Origin of the sequence: Halomonas sp. G15 (genome assembly GCF_021282295.1) — a bacterium.
GTDB classification, from domain to species: domain Bacteria; phylum Pseudomonadota; class Gammaproteobacteria; order Pseudomonadales; family Halomonadaceae; genus Halomonas; species Halomonas alimentaria.
Map to the genome: position 1 here is coordinate 44,341 of NZ_JAJSPA010000013.1, position 20,153 is coordinate 64,493.

17 protein-coding genes are annotated in these 20,153 nt (G+C 64.0%); 6 read left to right on the top strand and 11 right to left on the bottom strand.

The features are described from left to right. Positions 1-40 precede the first annotated feature (40 nt). Positions 41-913 (top strand): SDR family oxidoreductase, encoded by an 873-nt coding sequence (locus tag LWH48_RS08250; protein WP_232912196.1) that lies wholly within the window; start codon positions 41-43, stop codon positions 911-913. 33 nt (positions 914-946) lie between these two features. Here the strand turns inward: LWH48_RS08250 and thpR are convergent, their stop codons facing one another. The 10 genes from thpR to LWH48_RS08300 form a co-directional block, all read right to left on the bottom strand. Next, entirely contained in the window at positions 947-1,456 is a 510-nt protein-coding gene (thpR, locus tag LWH48_RS08255) for an RNA 2',3'-cyclic phosphodiesterase (RefSeq protein WP_232912197.1), read from the bottom strand. Between the two features lie 7 nt (positions 1,457-1,463). Then, positions 1,464-1,853 (bottom strand): RidA family protein, encoded by a 390-nt coding sequence (locus LWH48_RS08260; RefSeq protein WP_161431876.1) that lies wholly within the window; start codon positions 1,851-1,853, stop codon positions 1,464-1,466. A gap of 83 nt (positions 1,854-1,936) precedes the next feature. Beyond that, a complete protein-coding gene (locus tag LWH48_RS08265) occupies positions 1,937-4,075 on the bottom strand; it encodes a RelA/SpoT family protein (protein WP_232912198.1) in 2,139 nt (712 codons plus the stop codon). Positions 4,076-4,141: 66 nt separating this feature from the next. Further along, positions 4,142-4,399: a DNA-directed RNA polymerase subunit omega gene (gene rpoZ, locus LWH48_RS08270; protein WP_232912199.1), complete on the bottom strand. Its 258-nt coding sequence runs from the start codon at positions 4,397-4,399 to the stop codon at positions 4,142-4,144. Between the two features lie 217 nt (positions 4,400-4,616). After that, positions 4,617-5,231: a guanylate kinase gene (gene gmk / locus LWH48_RS08275; RefSeq protein ID WP_232912200.1), complete on the bottom strand. Its 615-nt coding sequence runs from the start codon at positions 5,229-5,231 to the stop codon at positions 4,617-4,619. A 113-nt stretch (positions 5,232-5,344) separates the two neighbouring features. After that, positions 5,345-8,371, bottom strand: a complete 3,027-nt coding sequence (locus LWH48_RS08280; RefSeq protein WP_232912201.1) for a type I restriction endonuclease subunit R — start codon at positions 8,369-8,371, stop codon at positions 5,345-5,347. A gap of 448 nt (positions 8,372-8,819) precedes the next feature. Further along, a complete protein-coding gene (gene dinD / locus LWH48_RS08285; RefSeq protein ID WP_232912202.1) occupies positions 8,820-9,668 on the bottom strand; it encodes a DNA damage-inducible protein D in 849 nt (282 codons plus the stop codon). Further along, positions 9,659-10,966, bottom strand: coding sequence for a restriction endonuclease subunit S (locus LWH48_RS08290; RefSeq protein ID WP_232912203.1), 1,308 nt, complete (start codon positions 10,964-10,966; stop codon positions 9,659-9,661). The genes dinD and LWH48_RS08290 overlap by 10 nt, the downstream gene beginning before the upstream one ends. Beyond that, positions 10,959-13,355, bottom strand: a complete 2,397-nt coding sequence (locus LWH48_RS08295) for a type I restriction-modification system subunit M (protein ID WP_232912204.1) — start codon at positions 13,353-13,355, stop codon at positions 10,959-10,961. The genes LWH48_RS08290 and LWH48_RS08295 overlap by 8 nt, the downstream gene beginning before the upstream one ends. 27 nt (positions 13,356-13,382) lie before the next feature. Continuing rightward, a complete protein-coding gene (locus tag LWH48_RS08300; RefSeq protein ID WP_232912205.1) occupies positions 13,383-14,246 on the bottom strand; it encodes a YicC/YloC family endoribonuclease in 864 nt (287 codons plus the stop codon). A gap of 156 nt (positions 14,247-14,402) precedes the next feature. Between LWH48_RS08300 and rph the strand changes: the two genes are divergently transcribed. Further along, complete coding sequence (gene rph, locus LWH48_RS08305) at positions 14,403-15,140, top strand: ribonuclease PH (protein WP_232912206.1); 738 nt, start codon at positions 14,403-14,405, stop codon at positions 15,138-15,140. Between the two features lie 103 nt (positions 15,141-15,243). Here rph and LWH48_RS08310 read toward each other — a convergent pair whose 3' ends face one another. Further along, entirely contained in the window at positions 15,244-16,011 is a 768-nt protein-coding gene (locus LWH48_RS08310) for an exodeoxyribonuclease III (RefSeq protein ID WP_232912207.1), read from the bottom strand. Positions 16,012-16,117: 106 nt separating this feature from the next. Between LWH48_RS08310 and pyrE the strand changes: the two genes are divergently transcribed. From pyrE to rep, 4 genes are all read left to right on the top strand, one after another. Further along, on the top strand, positions 16,118-16,792 hold the full coding sequence (gene pyrE / locus LWH48_RS08315) for an orotate phosphoribosyltransferase (protein ID WP_232912229.1): 675 nt from the start codon (positions 16,118-16,120) through the stop codon (positions 16,790-16,792). A gap of 69 nt (positions 16,793-16,861) precedes the next feature. Beyond that, entirely contained in the window at positions 16,862-17,416 is a 555-nt protein-coding gene (locus LWH48_RS08320) for a YfaZ family outer membrane protein (RefSeq protein ID WP_232912208.1), read from the top strand. Positions 17,417-17,506: 90 nt separating this feature from the next. Next, the gene (trmL, locus tag LWH48_RS08325) at positions 17,507-17,998 is read left to right on the top strand and encodes a tRNA (uridine(34)/cytosine(34)/5-carboxymethylaminomethyluridine(34)-2'-O)-methyltransferase TrmL (RefSeq protein WP_232912209.1); all 492 of its coding nucleotides are present in this window, start codon (positions 17,507-17,509) and stop codon (positions 17,996-17,998) included. Next, positions 17,995-20,097 carry a DNA helicase Rep gene (gene rep / locus LWH48_RS08330; RefSeq protein ID WP_232912210.1) on the top strand — a complete coding sequence of 701 codons (2,103 nt, stop codon included), beginning with the start codon at positions 17,995-17,997 and terminating at the stop codon, positions 20,095-20,097. The genes trmL and rep overlap by 4 nt, the downstream gene beginning before the upstream one ends. The last annotated feature ends 56 nt before the right edge of the window (positions 20,098-20,153 follow it).

A 20,153-nucleotide genomic window follows, 5' to 3' on the forward strand; every position in this document is an offset into this window, starting at 1 on the left:
GATTTCCAATAGGGACTTTTTATCAGGGGGCGAGGCAAAGGTGAAGACAACCACACTGATTCTGGGCTGCGGTGATATCGGCACGGCACTTGGTCAACGCCTCCAGGCGCAAGGCCAGCGCGTGATCGGGGTCCGCCGCAGGGCCGAGTCGCTCAGGGATACGGGCCTGGAGGCGGTCTCCGCCGACTTCACCGACCCGGACAGCCTGGCCGCGCTGCCTGACGCCGATATCCTGGTCTATGTGGCCAGCGCGGATCGCTTCGAGGAGGCCGCCTATCGTGCCGCTTACCCCGAGGGGCTGGCGGCCGCCCTGGCCGAGTTCGGCGCGCGCAAGAAGGCGCCGCGGCATGTCTTCTTCGTCTCCTCCACCAGCGTTTATGCCCAGCGCGACGGCGAGACGGTGGACGAGGCGAGCCCCACCGAGCCCACCGGCTTCTCGGGCCAGCTGATGTGCGAGGCCGAACGGGCGCTGCTCGACCACGCCCTGCCCGGCAGCGTGGTGCGCTTCTCGGGGATCTATGGCCCCGGCCGCGACCGCCTGATCCGTCAGGTGGGTGAGGGGCGCATCGCCCCGCCGAGCCCCGCCATGTACACCAACCGCATCCATCGCGACGACTGCGCCGGGGTGCTCGCCCACCTGATCGGCCGGATGCTGGAGGGCGAGAGCTTAGAGGAGCTCTATCTGGCCACCGACTGCGAGCCCGCGCCCCTCCACGACGTCATGGCCTGGCTGGCCAGGCAGTTGAAGGTCGAGGCCACGGAGACCATCCAGTCGCCGCTGCGCCGCCGCGCCAGCAAGCGCTGCAGCAACGCCCGGCTGCTGGAGAGCGGCTACCAGTTCCGCTATCCCAGCTTTCGCGAGGGGTATGCGCAGGTGCTGCGGGAGGGCGGCTTCCTGCCGGAGAAGGCCTGACCCGCACAGGGCCGGCCACTCAGTTCCGGCCGCTCAGGCCGAGCGCGCCAGCACCTCGTAGCGGGGCCCGTCCTGCAGGGTGAAAGAGCGCAGCAGCGTCAGGCGCCGCCAGCGCCAGGTGAGCTCGACCGGTGCTAGCGCCTCGACCGACAGCTGACGGGCACGGCGCAGCAGGGTGACGTGGGGCACGAAGCGCGTCGGCCGCCCCGCATGGCCGAGGGCCTCCAGTCCGTCCCACAGTCGCGCCTGCAGTGCGCCGAGTGCCGGGTCGGGCGTGCTTCCGCCGACCCAGACGATGCCCGGCCGGCGGAAGGTTCCCCAGCGATCCAGACGCCATTCACCGCCTTCGTGCGACTCGCCCTGCAGCCACTCGATCAGTGCCTCGGCCCGTGCGGTCTCCACCTCACCTAGGAAGGCCAGGGTCAGGTGCAGGCTCTCGTCCGGCACTCGCCGCCCGCCGCACTGCGCCTGGGCGAGGTCGGCCAGCGCCCCCAACCGCGCGCGCAGCGCGGGCGGGGGCTCCAGAGCCAGAAATAGTCGCACGGCTCGGTCAGTCGCCGATGACCATTACCCCTTCGGCCTCGAACTGTGCGCCCTTGGGCAGCGCCTTTACGCCGATGGCGGCGCGTGCCGGATAGGGCTTCTCGAAGAACTCCTCCATCATGGCGTTGACCACGGCGAACTGGCCCAGGTCGACCAGGTAGAGGTTCAGCTTGACGATGTCCTGCAGGGAGCCGGCGGCCTCCTCGCAGACGCTACGCAGGTTGGTGAAGACCTGGCGGGCCTGGGCCTCGAAGTCGTCGGAGACCAGCTCCATGGTGGCCGGGTCCAGGGGGATCTGACCGGAGAGGTAGACGGTGTTGCCGGCCTTGATGGCCTGGGAGTAGGGGCCGATGGCGGCGGGTGCCTTCTCGGTGTTGATCACGGCCTTGTTGCTCATGGTGTCGCTCCGTTGTGGTTCTGTTCAGCAAGGAAACGGCCCGGTGCCCCCCGGCGGGGGCGACCGGACCGGTGGGGGAAGTGTCAGTTGCCCAGGCGGCTGATGCGCTCGACGTGGGAGAGGTTGCGCAGCCGCTTGATGATGCGCGCCAGGTGGACGCGGTCGCGTACCGCCAGGGTCAGGTTGACCGTGGCCAGGTGGGCGTCGCGCTCCTCGATGCCGATACGTTCGATATTGGCATCGGCATCGGTGACCACCCCGGCGAGTTCGGCCACCAGGCCACGGCGGCTCTCCACCTCGAGGCGCAGCGCCACCGGGAAGTCCTCGTCGATGTTCTCCGCCCATTCCAGCGGGAACAGCTTCTCGGGGTCGTCCTTCAGTTCGCCTAGGTTACGGCACTCGGCTCGGTGCACCACGATCCCCTTGCCCACCGAGAGGTGGCCCACCACCGGGTCGCCTGGCAGGGGGTGACAGCAGCGGGCGAACTTGATGACCATGCCTTCGGCGCCGCTGATCACGATGGGGCCATGCTGGCGGCTGCCCGGGAGGTTGGAGCGAACCGTCGCCTCGCCGTGTTGCAGGTCCATCAGACGCCGGGCGATCACGTGGGCGACTCGCGAGCCGAGGCCGATGGACTCGAGCAGGGCATCCTCGTTCTTCAGGCCCAACTCGTCGAGCAGGCCGGGAAGCAGCCCGTCGGGCAGCTCCTCCAGGCTGGTCTCGAACCCCCCGAGGGCCTTGTTGAGCAGTCGTCGGCCGAGCTGGACCGCCTCGGTGTGCTGCTGGTGCTTCAAGGCATGGCGGATCGCCGATCGCGCCTTGGCGGTGGCCACGAAGTTGAGCCAGGAGAGGTTGGGGCGCGCCCCGGGGGCGGTGATGATCTCCAGGGTCTGGCCGCTCTCCAGGCGGGTCGAGAGGGGAGCCAGGTGGCGGTCGATGCGGCAGGCGATGGTGCTGTTGCCGATATCGGTGTGTACGCTGTAGGCGAAGTCGATCACCGTGGCGCCCTGGGGCAGTTCCATGATGTCGCCCTTGGGGGTGAACACGTAGATATCGTCGGGGAACAGGTCGTTCTTGACGTGCTCGATGAACTCCAGCGAGTCCCCGGCGTGGCGCTGCATCTCCAGTAGCCCCTTGATCCAGGAGCGCGCCCGGGCGCGGCTACCCTCGGCGATGGGGTGGTCGGTCTGCCCCGCCTTGTAGAGCCAGTGGGCGGCGATGCCGTTGTTGGCCATGGCCTCCATTTCACGGGTACGGATCTGCACCTCGATGGGCATGCCGCCGGGACCGAACAGGGTGGTGTGCAGGCTCTGGTAGCCGTTGGCCTTGGGGATGGCGATATAGTCCTTGAAGCGTCCGGGCACCGGCTTGTAGAGGTTGTGCACCATGCCGAGGATGCGATAGCAGCTGTCGACATCCTCGGTGAGGATGCGAAAGCCGAAGACGTCCATGATCTCGTTGAACGACTTGCGCTGGTCGCGCATCTTCCGGTAGATCGACAGCAGGTGCTTCTGGCGCCCCACCACGGTGCTGGGCAGCCCCTCGTCGTCCAGGCTGCGCTGCAGGTTGTTCTGGATCTGGCGGATCGTCGAGCGACGGTGGCCCCGGGCGCTGGAGACGGCGCGCTTGATGCGCTCGGCCCGCATCGGGTGGAGGGCGTGGAAGGAGAGGTCCTCCAGCTCCACGCGGATGGTGTTGATGCCCAGCCGGCTGGCAATGCGGGCGTAGATCTCCAGGGTCTCGCGGGCGATGCGGCGCTTCTTCTCGGGACGCAGGGCGCCCAGGGTGCGCATGTTGTGCAGGCGATCGGCGAGCTTGACGATGATTACCCGGATGTCCCGGGACATCGCCATCACCATCTTCTGGAAGTTCTCCGCCTGGGCCACCGCCTTGTCCTCGAAGGCGATCTGGGTCAGCTTGGAGACGCCATCAACCAGCTCTGCCACCGGGGCGCCGAACTGACGGGCCAGGGCTTCCTTGCCGACGCCGGTATCCTCGATGACGTCATGCAGCATGGCCGCCATCAGACTCTGATGGTCCATATGCATGTTGGCGAGGATGTTGGCGACGGCCAGGGGATGGGTGACGTAGGCTTCGCCGGAGCGCCGGCGCTGGCCGTCGTGGGCCTGCTCGGCGTAATAGAAGGCGCGCTTGACCTGCTGGATCTCGCCCTGGGGTAGGTAGCCGCCGAGACGGTCGGCCAGGTCATCGATGGTGAACATGCGGCGCGCCCTGACTCCTGCGTGAGTGTCCGGAAGGGGAAGACGGCGCCCGGGCGCCGTCATGGATCACTCCTCGGTGAAGCTGCCGTACTGGGGCTGCGGCGGACGCACCAGGGCCTCGACGGGCTCGTCGAGCACGCTGGCGTCGACCAGGCCGGCGGCGATCTCGCGCAGGGCCATGACGGTGGGCTTGTCGTTCTCCCACGGCAGCATGGCGTCGCGGGAGCCGCGAGCCAGCTGGCGGGCGCGGTGAGTGGAGATCATCACCAACTTGAAGCGGTTTTCGACATTTTCCAGACAATCTTCGACTGTGACTCGCGCCATGGGTGCCTTCCTGAAGAGCTGACGGGACCCCGGCGTCGGACACGCGGTGGGTGCGTGGACGGGAGTCCGTTATGGATAGACCCGATAGGTTACTCGACGCCCGGCAGCGCTGACAAGCGCCACGGTGCGGGGGCTGGGGCTTATTCGGGCGTATGTATTCGAGGCTGTTCCGGCGCCAGGCCCCAGCGCCTCTCGCGATCCGTAACAGTCAGAATGCCTAGGCGAGCAGTGCCTGGAGCAGGGCGGCGTGGCTGGTGCCGGCGCGCTCGCGGGTCAGGCGGCATGACACCACCAGGGCGCGCAACTCGTCCAGGGCGGTGGTGAAGTCGTCATTGATCACCAGGTAGTCATACTCGTCGTGGTGGGCCATCTCGCTCACCGCGTCGCGCATGCGCCGCTCGATCACCGCGTGTTCGTCGGTGCCGCGGCCGGAGAGGCGGCGCTCCAGCTCCTCCCGGGAGGGCGGCAGGATGAACACCGACACCGCCTCGGGCAGCTGCTGGCGAACCTGGCGGGCGCCCTGCCAGTCGATCTCCAGGATCACGTCCTGACCGGCGGCCAGGGCGGCCTGCACCGCCGGGCGCGAGGTGCCGTAGTAGTTGTCGAAGACCCGGGCGTACTCGAAGAACTCACCGCGCTCGATCATCGCTTCGAAGCCGGGCACATCCACGAAGTGGTAGTTGACGCCGTCCACCTCGCCCTCGCGGCGGGCGCGGGTGGTGTGAGAGACCGAAACCTGGATGCCGTCGAGGCTCTCGACCAGCTCGCGCACCAGGCTGGTCTTGCCGGCGCCGGAGGGGGCGGAAACGATGAAGAGGGTACCCTGGTGCATGGTCGGCATCCCTGATTGGTAACTGGGTGAAGCGGCGTGTGCCGTGAGAAAAGCGCGAAGTATCGCATGAATTCATGGCGCACTGCAGGGGCTTTTTATCCCTTGTAGCGCGGCTATCCCAGCACTTTTCTCAGATTTTCCTGCATAGACGACTTGAAGGCTTCATCGTGGGTCAGCAGCTTGTAAAGTTCCAGATCGGCGCGACGGCGCTTCAGCATCACCTCCTCGAAGATCTTCTCGAAGGCCAGCACGCGGTTATGGGTGTCCTGGTTGTTCTTGTACTTCTCCTCGAAGTCCGGGTGAGCCTGGATGCTCCTGGCGATACTGAGGAACTTGACGCGCTGCTCCTCCGGCGTGGCTTCCCAGCCCTGGAACCAGCGCTCGTTGAAGGTGCGGATGATCTCGTCCAGCGGGTCGGCTTCGGAGCCACCGTCATGGGCGCCGCGAGGGTTCGGGTTGGTGGGGTCGAGCTCCGTGGGTGTCTCGTCCAGCCCGATTCGATGGCCAAGCTTGACCCGTTCCAGGCCGTAGGACGACAGGTCGACCGACTCCAGCAGCGCATCGATCTCGTCGGCCTCCCTGTCACGGACGACAAGCTTGGGAATCAGGAACTTGAGAAACCAGAACAGCTTTTCCCAATCGATCACCTCATACGGCATGATCGAGGCCATCTGGCTGTAGATCTTCACGAACTGCTTGGCCTTGATCTTGAAATCCGCCTTGTGCGGGTCATCTAGCTCCAATTCGTCATTGAAGCGGTCCGCGGCTGCATCGATCAGCGGGCTCAGCGCCTGGGCATCGGCATTGCCGAAGTAGTGCCCGATGAAGCTTTCCACCTCATGCCACTCATAGACGCCGACCTCGTCCAGGGCCTCCTTGAGCTCATGCAGCACGTTGACATCGGTCGGCTCCGACAGGCTGGTGGCCGTGTAGAAATCATCGAAGGCCTTCTTGATGTCGTCGGTGGTGTTGAAGAAGTCCAGGACGAAGAGATCCTCGGTCTTCTTGCCCAGCTTCGTTGCCGCGCGGTTGAGGCGGGAAAGGGTCTGAACCGCGAGTACGCCCTGGAGCTTCTTGTCCACGTACATGGCCGTCAGCTTCGGCTGGTCGAAGCCGGTCAGGTACTTGTTGGCCACCACCAGCAGCCGGTACTCGTCGCCATCGAACGTCTCCCTCGTCTCGGCCTCGGGTAAGCCGTTGATGTCGGCCTCGGTGTACTCGATGCCATCCACCGTCTTGGTTCCCGAGAAGGCCGCCAGCGCCGTGAAGGGGCTGCCACGCTCTTCCAGCAGGCGCGAGATGGCCTGGTGGTAGCGGATGGCGGCTTCGATGTTCTGGGTGACCACCATGCCCTTGGCCTGGCCCTTCAGCTTCTTGTGATTGACCACCTGCTGGATGAAGTGGTCGAGCATGATCTCCGCCTTGGCGCGGATGGTCTGGGGGTGCCGTTCCACGTAGGCGCGCAGCTTCTTCTGGGCCCTGGCCGTATCGAACAGCGGGTTATCGTCGATGGACTTCTGGATCTCGTAGTAGCTGCGGTAAGTGGTGTAGTTGGCCAGCACGTCGAGGATGAAGCCCTCCTCGATGGCCTGCTTCATCGAGTAGAGGTGGAAAGGCTTGAACTCGCCCTCCGGGGTGGCCTGGCCGAACTTCTCCAGCGTGCTGCGCTTGGGGGTGGCGGTGAAGGCGAAATAGGAGGCGTTGCCGCGCATCCGGCGGTCACGCATGGCCTGGAGCACCTGGTCCTGCACGTCCTCCTCGGGCCCCGCGTCGCCGCCCATGGCCTGGTTCATCTTGCCGTGGGCATCGCCATCCTGAGAGCCGTGCGCCTCATCGATGATCACGGCGAAGCGCTTGTCGCTCAGGTCGCTGATGCCATCGATGATGTAGGGAAACTTCTGGATGGTGGTGATGATGATCTTCTTGCCCTGCTCCAGGGCCTGCTTCAGGTCGGCCGAGCGCTGTGCCGGCGCAACGATGTTCTTGACCTCCGAGAACTCCCGGATGTTGTCGCGTAGCTGCCTGTCGAGTAGCCGCCTGTCGGTGACCACGATGACCGAGTCGAACAGTGGTGTTTCCAGCCCGCGGGCACCGCGCACGTCCTCGGCGCTTGGGTAGGTCTCGATCAGCTGGTAGGCCGCCCAGGTGATGGAGTTGGACTTGCCCGAGCCGGCCGAGTGCTGCACCAGATAGGTCTGGCCGACGCCATGCTCGCTGACGTGGGCCACCAGGCGGCGCACGACATCCAACTGGTGATAGCGGGGGAAGAACAGTGTCCGCCTGGTCAGCGGCATGCGGCTGCTGCCGTCCAGGCGCATGAAGTGCTGGATGATGTTGGCCACGCTCTCCCGGGTGAAGACCTCCTGCCACAGGTAGGCGCTGCGATGGCCGTGCGGGTTGCGCGGATTGCCCGCCCCGTGGCTCTCGCTGCCCTTGTTGAAAGGGAGGAAGTCGGTTCTCGAGCCCGACAGCCGCGTGGTCATGTAGACCTCGTCGGTATCCACGGTCATGTGCACCAGGCAGCGCCCGAATTGTAGCAGCGGCTGGCTGGGGTCGCGGTCCTGCCGATACTGTTTCTGGCCGTGATAGCGCGCGGTCTGCCCGGTCCAGGGGTTCTTCAGCTCCAGGGTGGCGAAGGGCAGGCCGTTGATGAACAGCACCATGTCGATCTCTTCGAGGCTATTGGCCAGCGAATAGCGCACCTGGCGGGTGCAGCTGAACCGGTTGGCCGCGAAGCGTTCCTTGACGCTGGCCGAGCTGCTGGCCAGTGGTGAGGGATACATCAGGGTGAAGTGGGCGTCATCGAGGCTCAGCCCCTTCTTGAGCAGGTGCAGCAGGCCATGCTTGCCGACCAGGCGGTCGTAGCGCTCCAGCAGCTTGCGCTCCCAGTCCGGATGGCGCTGCCTGAGCTTATCCAGCTCCCTGGCCTGGGTGGCCTCGAGGAAGCGCCACAGCTGGTGGGTATCGACGGCGTAGTGCGGGTTGAAGTGATCGGGGCGGCCCGGGTGGTAGCCATGCGCCGGGCTGAAGGGGCGCTCGGCCTGGTTCTCGCCCAGTGCGATGCCGTCCTCGCGGCAGCTGCCCGTCAGGGCGCGCTCGATGCTCGCTTCCAGTGCTTGCTCGTTCGTCTGGCTGACCATGACCTCTCCTGCGTGTGACTTGACTTCCTTGTAGTCCGTCAAATGAAGGATTTTTTATAATTCATTGTTATTAATAGACTTTCCTGTGATCCGCTGCTTCTGCCAGGGTAGCCCATCAAATGGTCGTCAATTGAAGCTTTCCTGCCCCTCTTTGCCTTCGAGCCGCAGCCATTCTCTAGCTTGCGGGGCCGAGGGAATGTCTAGAAATGTCTAGCGAGTGGCGGTTAGACATTTGTTGATGACCACATAACCATTTGTAAAATATAGCTTATTTTCAAGGCTTCCCGCAGCTTCCGGCTCGCTTCGCGTCTGCATTCGTCTAATTCTGTGGGTTAGTAGCCTCTCTGGCATGGAGAGAAAGCGCAGCAACGTCCCAGGCCCAGTAGTGAACGTAGCGGTAGGCCTTGCGGTTCCGTGGAGTCGGACGCCGCTGGCAACAGCGTAATGACTACTCCTCATCGCCGGGTAATTTACCAGACTGTCTTTCAAGCCGTTTTTGTTCACTTTTTACCCGGCGCTCCAACTTCTTGATGTCTTCCTCTGGCGGCAGGTTTTCCGGCTGAATACCACGCTGACCCAGCATGTCGCGGACGCTTACATTGTTCTGTTCATGCTCCTGGGTAATCGACTTTTCGCCTTGCAGGTTTTCCTGCATGACATTGTGATTGGTCATTTCGGTGGCCAGGTTCTTGGCCGCGATGGTCAGCGTGGGCAGAAAGTCGGCGAGTGGGCGGCTCTTGGTGATGCCGTAGCGCTGCTTCATCAGCTGGGTGGTGTTACCGCCGAACAAGGCGGCATCTCCCCGGGAGCGGATGCGGCCAAAGCCCTTGTCATCCACGCCTCGTTCGTAGATGTTCTGCGACAGGCCCTTTTCGGATTCACGCAGACGCTCCCGGGCATCCATCCGGGCAATCAGCCGCATGCGGTCTTCAATCAGCTCCTGCTTGCGGGTCTGAACGGCGAAATAGCTCTGGGCAAAGGCAATGGGCTCCTTGCGAGGGTCGCCGTTCTGAGCAATCAGGTAGCAGGCGTAGCGGGTGAGCATGAAGTCATCCACTGGTCGCTCAGAGCCACTGCCCAGAGGGACCATTTTCGTGACGCCACGAAAATGGTCTTCAGGGCTATAACCTGTTGATTCGCAAGACTCTATGGCTCGGCGGATAGCAGTCTGGAAATTTTCCCATCGCGCATAACCCAGTGGCTTCATCAGGTCGCGGGCAAACCAGAACTCGATATCTTCTTCAGGAACGGTGTGGCTCAGGTCGTCAAACTGGCTTCGCATTCTATTTATATCCATGAGTTCTCCTTAGGTCCATCCATGGAAAGGGCGGGGGCGGGATCCTCCACGCCGGGCACCCGGATCTTGCCGGTGACGGCGCTATCGATCAGGGTGGCGCGGTACTCCTTGAGGCGTTCGATCTGATCCTGTAATAGTGCAATAGCCTTGTCGACTTTTAGAGACTCCGATTTTATGTGGTATACGATATCAATTTGTTCTGATTTAGGTGGTATTGCCATGGAAAGATTGGCCAGGTTGTTGTATCTAATGCGAACTGCACGTTGGCGAACAGCGTGACAAATGACCTGAATGTACCTTGCCAAGGCCATTTCCCTGAGTAGGTAGGAAAAGTACCCGGGATCATATTCTTCTGAGCGTGGGTCGCAGACAATGTATTCTGGGGTGCACTTGCCATCAGAGTCCGAGACGCCAATCGCACCTTCGAAGGCGTCCATGGAATTTACAACAAGCTGTCCTTTGCGTACGCCTTGATAACCTTGTTCAAGAATAGCTTCTGTGTAGCCATCAATTCGACGTTTCGATCGAAGTGTTACCTGCCCGTCACGGTATGAAGTCACGACGCCGTCTGCTAGACGCACGGGAATCCTGCTCTGAGAGAATAGGTGTTTGAATCTCAGGATTTTCCAGTGAGCCGGTATCTGTCCTATCCAGGGAATGCACGAATCCCGCATGGGCGCATCTGGGTTGAGCCCGCGCGTAACGGCATTCTGGATCAGGATCTGCTTGCGTTCCTTGAGAAGATCGATCTGGTGCTGCTTAATTTTTATTGACTGGTCTATAAGAGCGATATTTTTATCGAGAAATTTATATATATTATTTTGTTCTCTAAGTGGTGGCGCCGCGACTGGGAAGTTTTGCAGGAAGGGGAGTCGTAAAGAGTCTACGGTTGTTTTTGCGGAAAGTTTTACAACCTCTTCTGCTAAGCTGTTTTTTAGATAGTAGTATAGGTATTTTCCATAAACCTTTTTAAATTCGGAAAATTTATAAACCCTCTGGTGGTAATCAAACTTACCATTTATGTAATGGAAGATTTTCCCGATATCCCCATCGCCAGCCGTAAGAATAGCTTCTCCATCGTAAGAGTAGGTGTCGATTTTTTGAATTTTTGGAGAGCGTATGAAGAACGGGTAAGCGCCAGCATAATTCCTGTGGGCAGTATCTTTGTCTCCCGTCATAATAGAGGCAATATATTTGAAGCGATACAGTTTCCAGTGAGCTGGGATTTTTCCAAGCCACTCTACGCCGGAGTCCTCGTAATCATAATTTTCATCTACAGACAAGGAGTTCTTATGCATTGTCTATCCCCGAAACTTCCTTGACTTCAATGCCCAGAATATCGGCAATCAGCCCTTCCGCCTGCTGCTCCAGCGCCACGATATCGCGGGCGACCTCTTCCATGCTGCGCAGCGGCTGGTGCTTGTAGAAGTACTTGTTGAAGCTGATCTCGTAGCCGATCTTCACCGATGCCATATTGATCCAGCCTTCCGGCACGTGGGGCCTGACCTCGTCCAGGAAGAAGCCATGGATACTCTGGTCGAGGGGGATGCTCTCGCTGTCGCGTAGCTCCGCGCTCGCCTCATAGATGACATATTCACCTGGCTTGCCGGTGGGGGTATAGCCGAAGTCGGGCAGGTCCTCCTCCCGGCAGCCCAGGAACGCGAGGCGCTGGGCGAGTACCTCGCCGGTCAGCTTCACGGTCTGCTTGATGACCTTCTCGGCGTCCTCGCTGTACCAGCTCATGGCGTTGAGGATGGCGCTCTTGTCGCCGGCGGAGAGCTTGATGCCCTTCCGCTTGCTAAGCGCCTTGAACTCCTGCTCCACCAGCGACTTGAAGCGGTTGTAGTCGTTGAACTCCTCGGTGCCGATGGTCGCCATCAGCTCCTGGGCGGCGCTGACCAGGGTGAGGTGTTTCTGCCAGGTGGCCTCATCCAGCAGCTTCCTGCGCTGCTTGGCGTTGAGGCCGAGCTCCTGCTCCTCGCACCAGGCGAGGATCGCCTTCTCATGCTCCTTGAGGGTATCGGGCTCGTAGAGCGCGTCGCCCCACTGCGCATAGGCCCATGCCATGGGCTCGCGCAGGGCCTTGTCGAAGCGAAGGGTCTCGATGCGCTCGGCGCTGAACTGCGCCTTGCGCCGATCGGGGCGTTCGATGGTGACCTTGTGGTAGCCGAAGTCGCGGTTGTCGAAGACCTGTGCGGCGATGCCGTCGCCTCCCGCCGGGCGGTCGATGCTTTCCAGCGCCTGATAGCACCGGGTGATCTCCCCGATATGCTCGGGAGAGAACTCGCAGTTCTTGTTGCCGAGGTTTCGGCGCAGCTTGCGATAGAGCAGGCTGGCGTCGATCAGCTGGACCTTGCCACGGCGCGCTTCGGCCTTGCGGTTGCTGAGCAGCCAGATGTAGGTGGTGATGCCAGTGTTGTAGAACAGGTTGTTGGGCAGCTGGATGATCGCCTCCAGCAGGTCGTTCTCGATGATGTAGCGACGAATGTTGCTCTCGCCGCTGCCGGCGTCGCCGGTGAACAGGCTGGAGCCGTTATGCACCGAGGCGATGCGTGAGCCCAGTCCGGCCTCGCCGGCCTTCATCTTGCTGATCATCTCCATCAGGAACAGCAACTGGCCGTCGCTGGAGCGGGGCGTGGCATCGAGGGTTTCGCGATTGCCCCAGTAGTCGCCCAGCTCGACCTTGAAGCGAGGGTCGATGACCTCCTTGCCATCCTTGATGAACTTCTGCTCGCTGGCCCAGCTCTTGCCGTAGGGCGGGTTGGAGAGCATGAAGTCGAAGCGGTCCCCGGCGAACTCGTCGGTGGAGAGGGTGGAGCCGGAGCGGATGTTGGCCGGGTCGTTGCCCTTGATCATCATGTCGGACTTGCAGATGGCGTAGGTCTCGTCGTTGATCTCCTTGCCGTAGAGATAGACGTCGCCACCGGCGCGGATGGCGCCTTCCTCGTCTTTGATGAAGTTCTGGGACTCGGTGAGCATGCCGCCACTGCCGCAGGCCGGGTCATAGATGGTCATCACCGGGGGCAGGCAGTCTTTGACGGGATCGAAGACCAGGTGGGTCATCAGCTCGATCACCTCGCGGGGGGTGAAGTGCTCCCCGGCTTCCTCGTTGTTCTCCTCGTTGAACTTGCGAATCAGCTCCTCGAAGACGTAGCCCATGCCCAGGTTGGAGAGTGCCGGCAGGCGGTTGCCGTCCGGGTCCTCGGCGTCTTCGTGGGTCAGGTTGATATAGGGTGAGGTGAATTTCTCCAGCACATCCAGCAGCACGTCCTTGCTGGCCATGTGGCGGATCTGACGGCGGAGGTCGAACTTGTCGATGATCTCCTTCACGTTGGGGCTGTAGCCCTCGAGGTAGTCCTCGACGTTGGCCAGCAGGATCTGCTGGTTGTTGGTGGCCGTCTTGTAGAGCTGGCTCAGGGTCCACTTGCTGGTGTTGTAGAACACATAGCCGGAGGCGTCGCGTAGCCCCGCCTCGTCCGGCTCTGCCAGCTCCAGCTCCTTACGCTGAAAGGTCACTTCCTTCAGTACGTTGGCCTTGCTTGCCTCCAGCAGGGCGTCGAGACGGCGCAGTACCACCATCGGCAGGATCACATCACGGTACTTGCCGCGCACGTAGACGTCGCGCAGGCAGTCGTCGGCGATCGACCAGATGAAGGAAACCAGCTTGTTATGAGCGGCATGATTCATGGATTGGAAGACCTTCCTTTGCCTGGTTTATTCGATGTTCTGCACCTGCTCGCGCATCTGCTCGATCAGCACCTTGAGTTCCACGGCGCAGCGGGTGGTGCTGGCGACCACCGATTTCGACGACAGGGTGTTGGCCTCGCGGTTGAGCTCCTGCATCAGGAAGTCCAGGCGCCGGCCCACCGGGCCCTTCTGCTTCAGCTGGCGTTCCACCTCGGCCACGTGGGTGGCCAGGCGGTCGAGCTCCTCGTCGACGTCGGCCTTGTGGGCGAGCAGGGTGAGCTCGGCCTCCAGGCGCTGGGGGTCGAGCTCGGCGATCACCGTCTCCAGGCGCTCGAGAAGCTGGGCACGCTGGCGCTCCAGGATCTGCGGCATCAGGCGGCGCACCTCGGCGACCTGGGCCTCGATGCCGGCGAGCCGCTCACGGATCAGGTCGGCGAGCTTGTCGCCCTCCCGGGCGCGGCCGGCGATAAGGTCGTCCAGGGCGCGCTCGAACAGCGCCAGGGCCTCGGCCTTGACCGTCTCGGGGTCGGGGCCACGGTTCTCCAGCACGCCGGGGTAGTCGAGCAGGGCCAGGGCGTCGGGCGGGGCGCTGTCAGTTACCGCCTGGCGCACCTCGCCGAGGGCCCGGGAGAGGTCGGCGAGCCGTGCCGGGTTCACGGCCAGGCCGGCGCCGTCGCCGGCGGCGTCGAAGCGCAGGCTGATCTCGACCTTGCCTCGCGCCAGGCGGGCGCGCAGGGCGTCACGAAAGGCCGGTTCCAGGTCGCGCAGGCTCTCCGGCAGGCGGAAGTGGGGCTCCAGGTAGCGCTGGTTCACCGAGCGCAACTCGAGCTGCAGGGTGCCCCAGGGCGCGGCGCGCTCCTGGCGGGCGAAGGCGGTCATGCTGTGCACCATGGCGAGGCTCCTGGCAAAGGCGGACGTCGGTGAGACGGTGAGGTGAGTCATGGGTGGTGGACAGGCCGCAGTGTAACCGATTCGCCGTCACGGCCGGGCCAAGCGTGTAGAATGGCGGCCAGCCGATTCCCCAACCGACTCCGATCACGAGGTGCCATGTCTACCGATTTTCGTCGCCCCAGCGGGCGCGCGCCCGAGCAGCCCCGCGAGATCCGCCTGACCCGCGACTACACCCGCCATGCCGAGGGCTCGGTGCTGGTCGAGTTCGGCGATACCAAGGTGCTGTGCAACGCCAGCGTCGAGCCCGGCGTGCCGCGCTGGCTGCGCGGCAAGGGCCAGGGTTGGGTCACCGCCGAGTACGGCATGCTGCCCCGCGCCACCCACACCCGCGGCGGCCGCGAGGCGGCCCGCGGCAAGCAGGGCGGGCGCACCCTGGAGATCCAGCGCCTGATCGGCCGCTCGCTGCGCGCGACGGTCAATCTCAAGAAGCTGGGCGAGTTCACCATCACCGTGGATTGCGACGTGATCCAGGCCGACGGTGGCACCCGCACCGCCTCCATCACCGGCGGCTGCGTGGCGCTGGTGGATGCCATCCGCTACCTGCAGCGCAACAAGCTGATCAAGGGCGACCCCTTCAAGCAGCTGGTCAGCTCGGTGTCGGTGGGGCTCTTCAAGGGGGTGCCGGTGGTGGACCTGGACTACCCCGAGGACAGCGGTGCCGATACCGACATGAACGTGGTGATGGCCGAGGACGGCAGCCTGATCGAGGTGCAGGGCACCGCCGAGAAGGGCACCTTCAGCCGCGCCGAGCTCAACGCCATGCTCGAGCTGGCCGAGAATGCCGGCGTGCAGCTGTTCGACCACCAGCGCGAGTCGCTGGGCATCCCGCGCTAGGAAGGAAGCGAAGGGCGCCGGGCAGGCTCCCTCAACGCATCACGCCGGCCATGGTGGCCGGCGTGGTGCGTTCCGGTAGCCCGGAACGGCGACGGGGGGAGGCTCAGAGCGGCAGGTCGTACTCGACGATCAGCGGCGCGAACTCCGAGAAGGTCGCGTCGTAGTCGATCCAGGCATCCACTACATGGCGGCGGAAGTTGGGTCCCACCACCTGGTAGTCGATGCGCCAGCCCTCCTGGCGGGAGCGCGGCACCTCCTGGTCGAGCTTGGGCCACCAGGTGTACTCACCGGCGTCGCGGTTGATCTCGCGGAAAGTATCGATGAAGCCGGTGGGGCCGAATACCTGATCCATCCAGGCGCGCTCCTCGGGGGTGAAGCCGGGGGTCTCCTGGTTGTCGGCCCAGTTCTCCAGGTCGATGGTCTTGTGGGCGATGTGCCAGGTACCGCAGATGATGTACTCGCGGCGCTTGCGGGCCATCTTGCTCAGGTACTCCTGATACTGCGCCATGAAGGACTGCTTGGCGGCCGGGTCGCTACCGTCGGGCATCAGGAAGCTGGCGATGCTGAAACGGTCGTAGTCGGCCTGCAGGAAGCGTGCCTCGTGGTCGCACTGGGGGAAGCCCAGCCCGTACATGATCGCCTTGGGAATCTTCCGGCAGTAGAGCCCCACACCGGAGAAGCCGTCCTGCTCGGCGTCGAGGAAGTAGCCCTCGTAGCCCTCTGGATAGAGGATGCTGTCGTCCAGCTCGAAGCTCTTGGCCTTGAGATTCTGGACACAGACGACATCGGCGTCCTGGCCGGCCAGCCAGTCGAGAAAGCCTCGCCCGACGGCCTCGCGGATGCCGTTGACGTTGATGGTTGCTATTTTCATACGTGGTCCCTTTACCGTCGCGCGTGTATGATACCCGACGTTACGACGTTTGGGTAAATGGCCAAGGCCAATAAACGTGATAGGAGGCCCCGTGGCGGATCGACGCATGCAGCCCTACCAGCGTGAGTTCATCGAGTTTGCCATCGAACAGGGCGTGCTGCGTTTCGGCGAGTTCACTCTCAAGTCCGGGCGCGTCAGCCCCTACTTCTTCAATGCCGGGCTGTTTCGCACCGGCGGCGCCCTGGCCCGCCTGGGGCGCTTCTATGCCCGGGCCATCGCCGAGCGCGCCCCGCAGTTCGACGTGCTCTTCGGGCCGGCCTACAAGGGCATTCCCCTGGCCACCACCACCGCCGTGGCGCTGGCCGACCACCACGGCCGCGACCTGCCCTACGCCTTCAACCGCAAGGAGGCCAAGGCCCACGGCGAAGGCGGCACCATCGTCGGTGCGGAGCTTGCCGGCGACATCCTGATCATCGATGACGTGATCACCGCGGGCACCGCCATCCGTGAGGTGATGACGCTGATCGAGGGGGCCGGCGCCCGCGCCGCGGGGGTGGTGATCGCCCTGGATCGTCAGGAGCGCGGCAGCGCCGAGGTCGAAGGCCAGGCCCGCAGCGCCATCCAGGAGGTCGAGGCGCGCTACGCCATGCCGGTGGTGAGCATCGTGACGCTGGACATGGTCCTGGCCTATCTTGAAGAGCACGCCGGCGATTCGCTGCGTGGCCACGCCGCCGCCATTCGCGACTATCGCGCCCGCTATGGCGTTTCCTCCGCGACATGATGGCAGTTTGCGCTAAACTGTACAGGAATGGTACATGTTGTGTATAAAGTACAAGACATGGAGGGCGTGATGAGATCGATACAGATGCTGCTGGCGGGCCTGGTGCTGCTGGGCGGCGCTGGCGTCGCCCAGGCCGCCAGCCTGGACCTCAACCTGGGGTCGGATGCCGTCCAGTTCGAGGCGTCCGGCGAGCTGGTGGAGGGCATCCAGCTCGGCGGCGGCGTGGTGGACAGCGACTACCGCGAGGACGCCACCGTCTATCACGCCCAGCTGATGGGCAGCCAGCACACCTCGCGTCGCGAGATGGGCGTCGGTGCCCGCTGGTCCCAGTATGACACCGACGTCGGCGATGGCGGCGGCCTGGGTCTCGGTGGCTACGGCTACGTCTACCTGCCCAACCTGCCGGCGGTCTCGCTGGGCGGCTACGGCTTCTATACCCCCGATGCCGTGACCACCAGCGAGCTGGAGGAGGGCTATGAGGTCGGCCTGCGTGCCCGCTACGCCTTTACCCCCAACGTCGATGGCTACCTGGGTGTGCGCCAGCTGGATGCCGATTTCGAGGACGAGCGCGGCAGTCGCACTTTGGATCGCGGCGCCCAAGTCGGCGTTCGCCTGCGCTTCTGAGCGTTCTCCCGGGTTTGCTCCCAGGCCGATGATCGCGGGCCCCGTCACGGGGCCCGCCTGCGTTCCACCGGGCCCCACTGCGGATAAGCCATGCTAGATGTCGTCCTCTACCAGCCCGAGATACCGCCCAATACCGGCAACCTGATCCGGCTGTGCGCCAACACCGGATTTCGCCTGCACCTGATCGAACCACTGGGCTTCGAGCTCGACGACAGGCGGCTGCGCCGCGCCGGCCTCGACTATCACGAGTGGGCGGCGCTGCGCGTGCACCGCGACTGGCCGGCCTACCTCGAGGCGGCCAGGCCCCGGCGCGTCTTCGCGGTATCGACCCGCGGGCGCACCGGCTATCATGAGCCTAGCTACCGGGCCGGCGACGCCCTGGTGTTCGGCCCCGAGACCCGCGGCCTGCCCCAGGCGCTGCTCGAGGCCCTGCCCGAGGCGCAGCGACTGCGCATTCCCATGCGCGAGGAGAGTCGCAGCCTGAATCTCTCCAACGCCTGTGCGGTGCTGGTCTATGAGGCCTGGCGGCAGCTGGACTTCGCCGGCGCCGCCGTGGTGGATGCCGCGAGGCCCCCCCGATGACCCTTCCAACCCCTCCTCCCAGGACCATCCAGCAGCGTCTCGCCGGCCTCAACCCCCGCCAGCAGGAGGCCGTGCGTTACATCGACGGCCCCTGCCTGGTGCTGGCCGGGGCCGGTTCGGGCAAGACCAGCGTGATCACCACCAAGATCGCCTACCTGGTGCAGGTATGTGGCATGAGTGCCCGGCGCATCGCCGCGGTGACCTTCACCAACAAGGCCGCCCGAGAGATGAAGGAGCGCGTGGGCAGCATGCTCAAGGGCAAGGAGGGGCACGGGCTGACCGTCTCCACCTTCCACACCCTGGGGCTCAATATCATCCGCCGCGAGCTCAAGGCGCTGGGCTATCGCCCCGGCTTCTCGCTGTTCGACCCCGAGGACGCCAAGGCGCTGCTGCGCGACCTGATGCACAAGGATGCCCAGGTCGACGCCGACCAGATCAACGCCGTGCAGCACCGCATCTCCGAGTGGAAGAACGACCTGGTGCTGCCGGGCCAGGCGATGTCCCATGCCGCCGACGAGGACGAGCTGTTCGCCGCCCGGGTCTATGAGGCCTACAACCGTCACCTGAAGGCCTACAACGCGGTGGATTTCGACGACCTGATCCTGCTGCCGGTGGTGCTGCTGCGCGACGATCCCGAGGCCCTGGCGCGCTGGCGCAAGCGCATCCACTACATGCTGGTGGACGAGTATCAGGACACCAACGTCAGCCAGTACCAGCTGGTCAAGCTGCTGATGGGGGAGCGCAAGACCTTCACCGTGGTGGGCGACGACGACCAGTCGATCTATGCCTGGCGTGGGGCGCGCCCCGAGAACCTGGTGACCCTGGGCGAGGACTTCCCGCGCCTGGACGTCATCAAGCTGGAGCAGAACTACCGCTCCACCGGCACCATCCTGCGCGCGGCCAATACCCTGATCAGTAACAACCCCCACGTCTACGAGAAGACCCTGTGGTCGGACATGGGCGACGGGGCGCCGATCCGCGTGGTGGTCAACCGCCACGAGGAGGCCGAGGCGGACCGCGTGGCCAGCGAGATCCTCACCCGGCGCATCAAGGAGCGTGCCGAGTGGCGTGACTTCGCGGTGCTCTACCGCGGCAACTTCCAGGCCCGGCTGCTGGAGCTCAAGCTGCAGCACTACCAGATCCCCTACAAGCTCTCCGGCGGCACCTCCTTCTTCTCGCGCAACGAGATCAAGGACGCCATGGCCTACCTGCGGCTGCTGATCAACCCGGCCGACGACAACGCCTTCCTGCGCATCGTCAACGTGCCGCGTCGCGAGATCGGTCCCAGCACCCTGGAGAAGTTGGCCAACTATGCCAACGACCAGGCCACCGGGCGTTCGATCTCGCTGTTTGCCGCCTGCCATGAGCTGGGCTTGGCCGAGCAGCTGCCGGTCCGGGCGGTCGAGCGGCTGGGCAGGTTCACCCACTTCATCGACGGGGTGCGCCGGCGCATGGATGGTGGCGATGCCATCGCCGCCATCCGCGACATGCTGCGCGAGATGGACTACGAGGCGTGGCTCTACCAGAACGCCAGCGCCCCGACCATCGCCGAGCGGCGCATGGCCAACGTCTGGATCCTGATCGATCAGCTGGAGAAATCGATGCAGGCCTCACCCGAGGATGAGGGGCCGGACGAGAGCACGGCCTCCGAGGAGACCGAGACCGACAGCGTGGAGGCGGCCATCTCGCGACTGGTGCTGCGCGATATCCTCGAGCAGCAGGCCGAGGAGGACGACTCCGACCGTGTCCAGCTACTGACCATGCACGCCTCCAAGGGGCTCGAGTTCCCGCATGTCTACCTGATGGGGCTGGAGGAGGAGCTGCTGCCCCATCGCAACGCCGTGGAGGCGGGCACGGTGGAGGAGGAGCGCCGCCTGGCCTACGTGGGCATCACCCGGGCGCGGCGCACCCTGACCCTGACCCTGGCCCGCCAGCGCAAGACCTATGGCGAGCTGATGGACTGTGCGCCGAGCCGCTTCCTGGACGAGCTGCCCGAGGCGGACCTGGAGTGGGAGGGGCGTCCGGACCGCGAGGACCCGGAGAAGAAGCAGGCCCGCGGCCAGGATGCCATTGCCGGGTTGCGTTCTCTGTTGGGCTGAAGGCTCTCTGTTGGGCTGAGGGCTCTCTGTTGGGCTGAAGGCTCTTTATCAGCCGA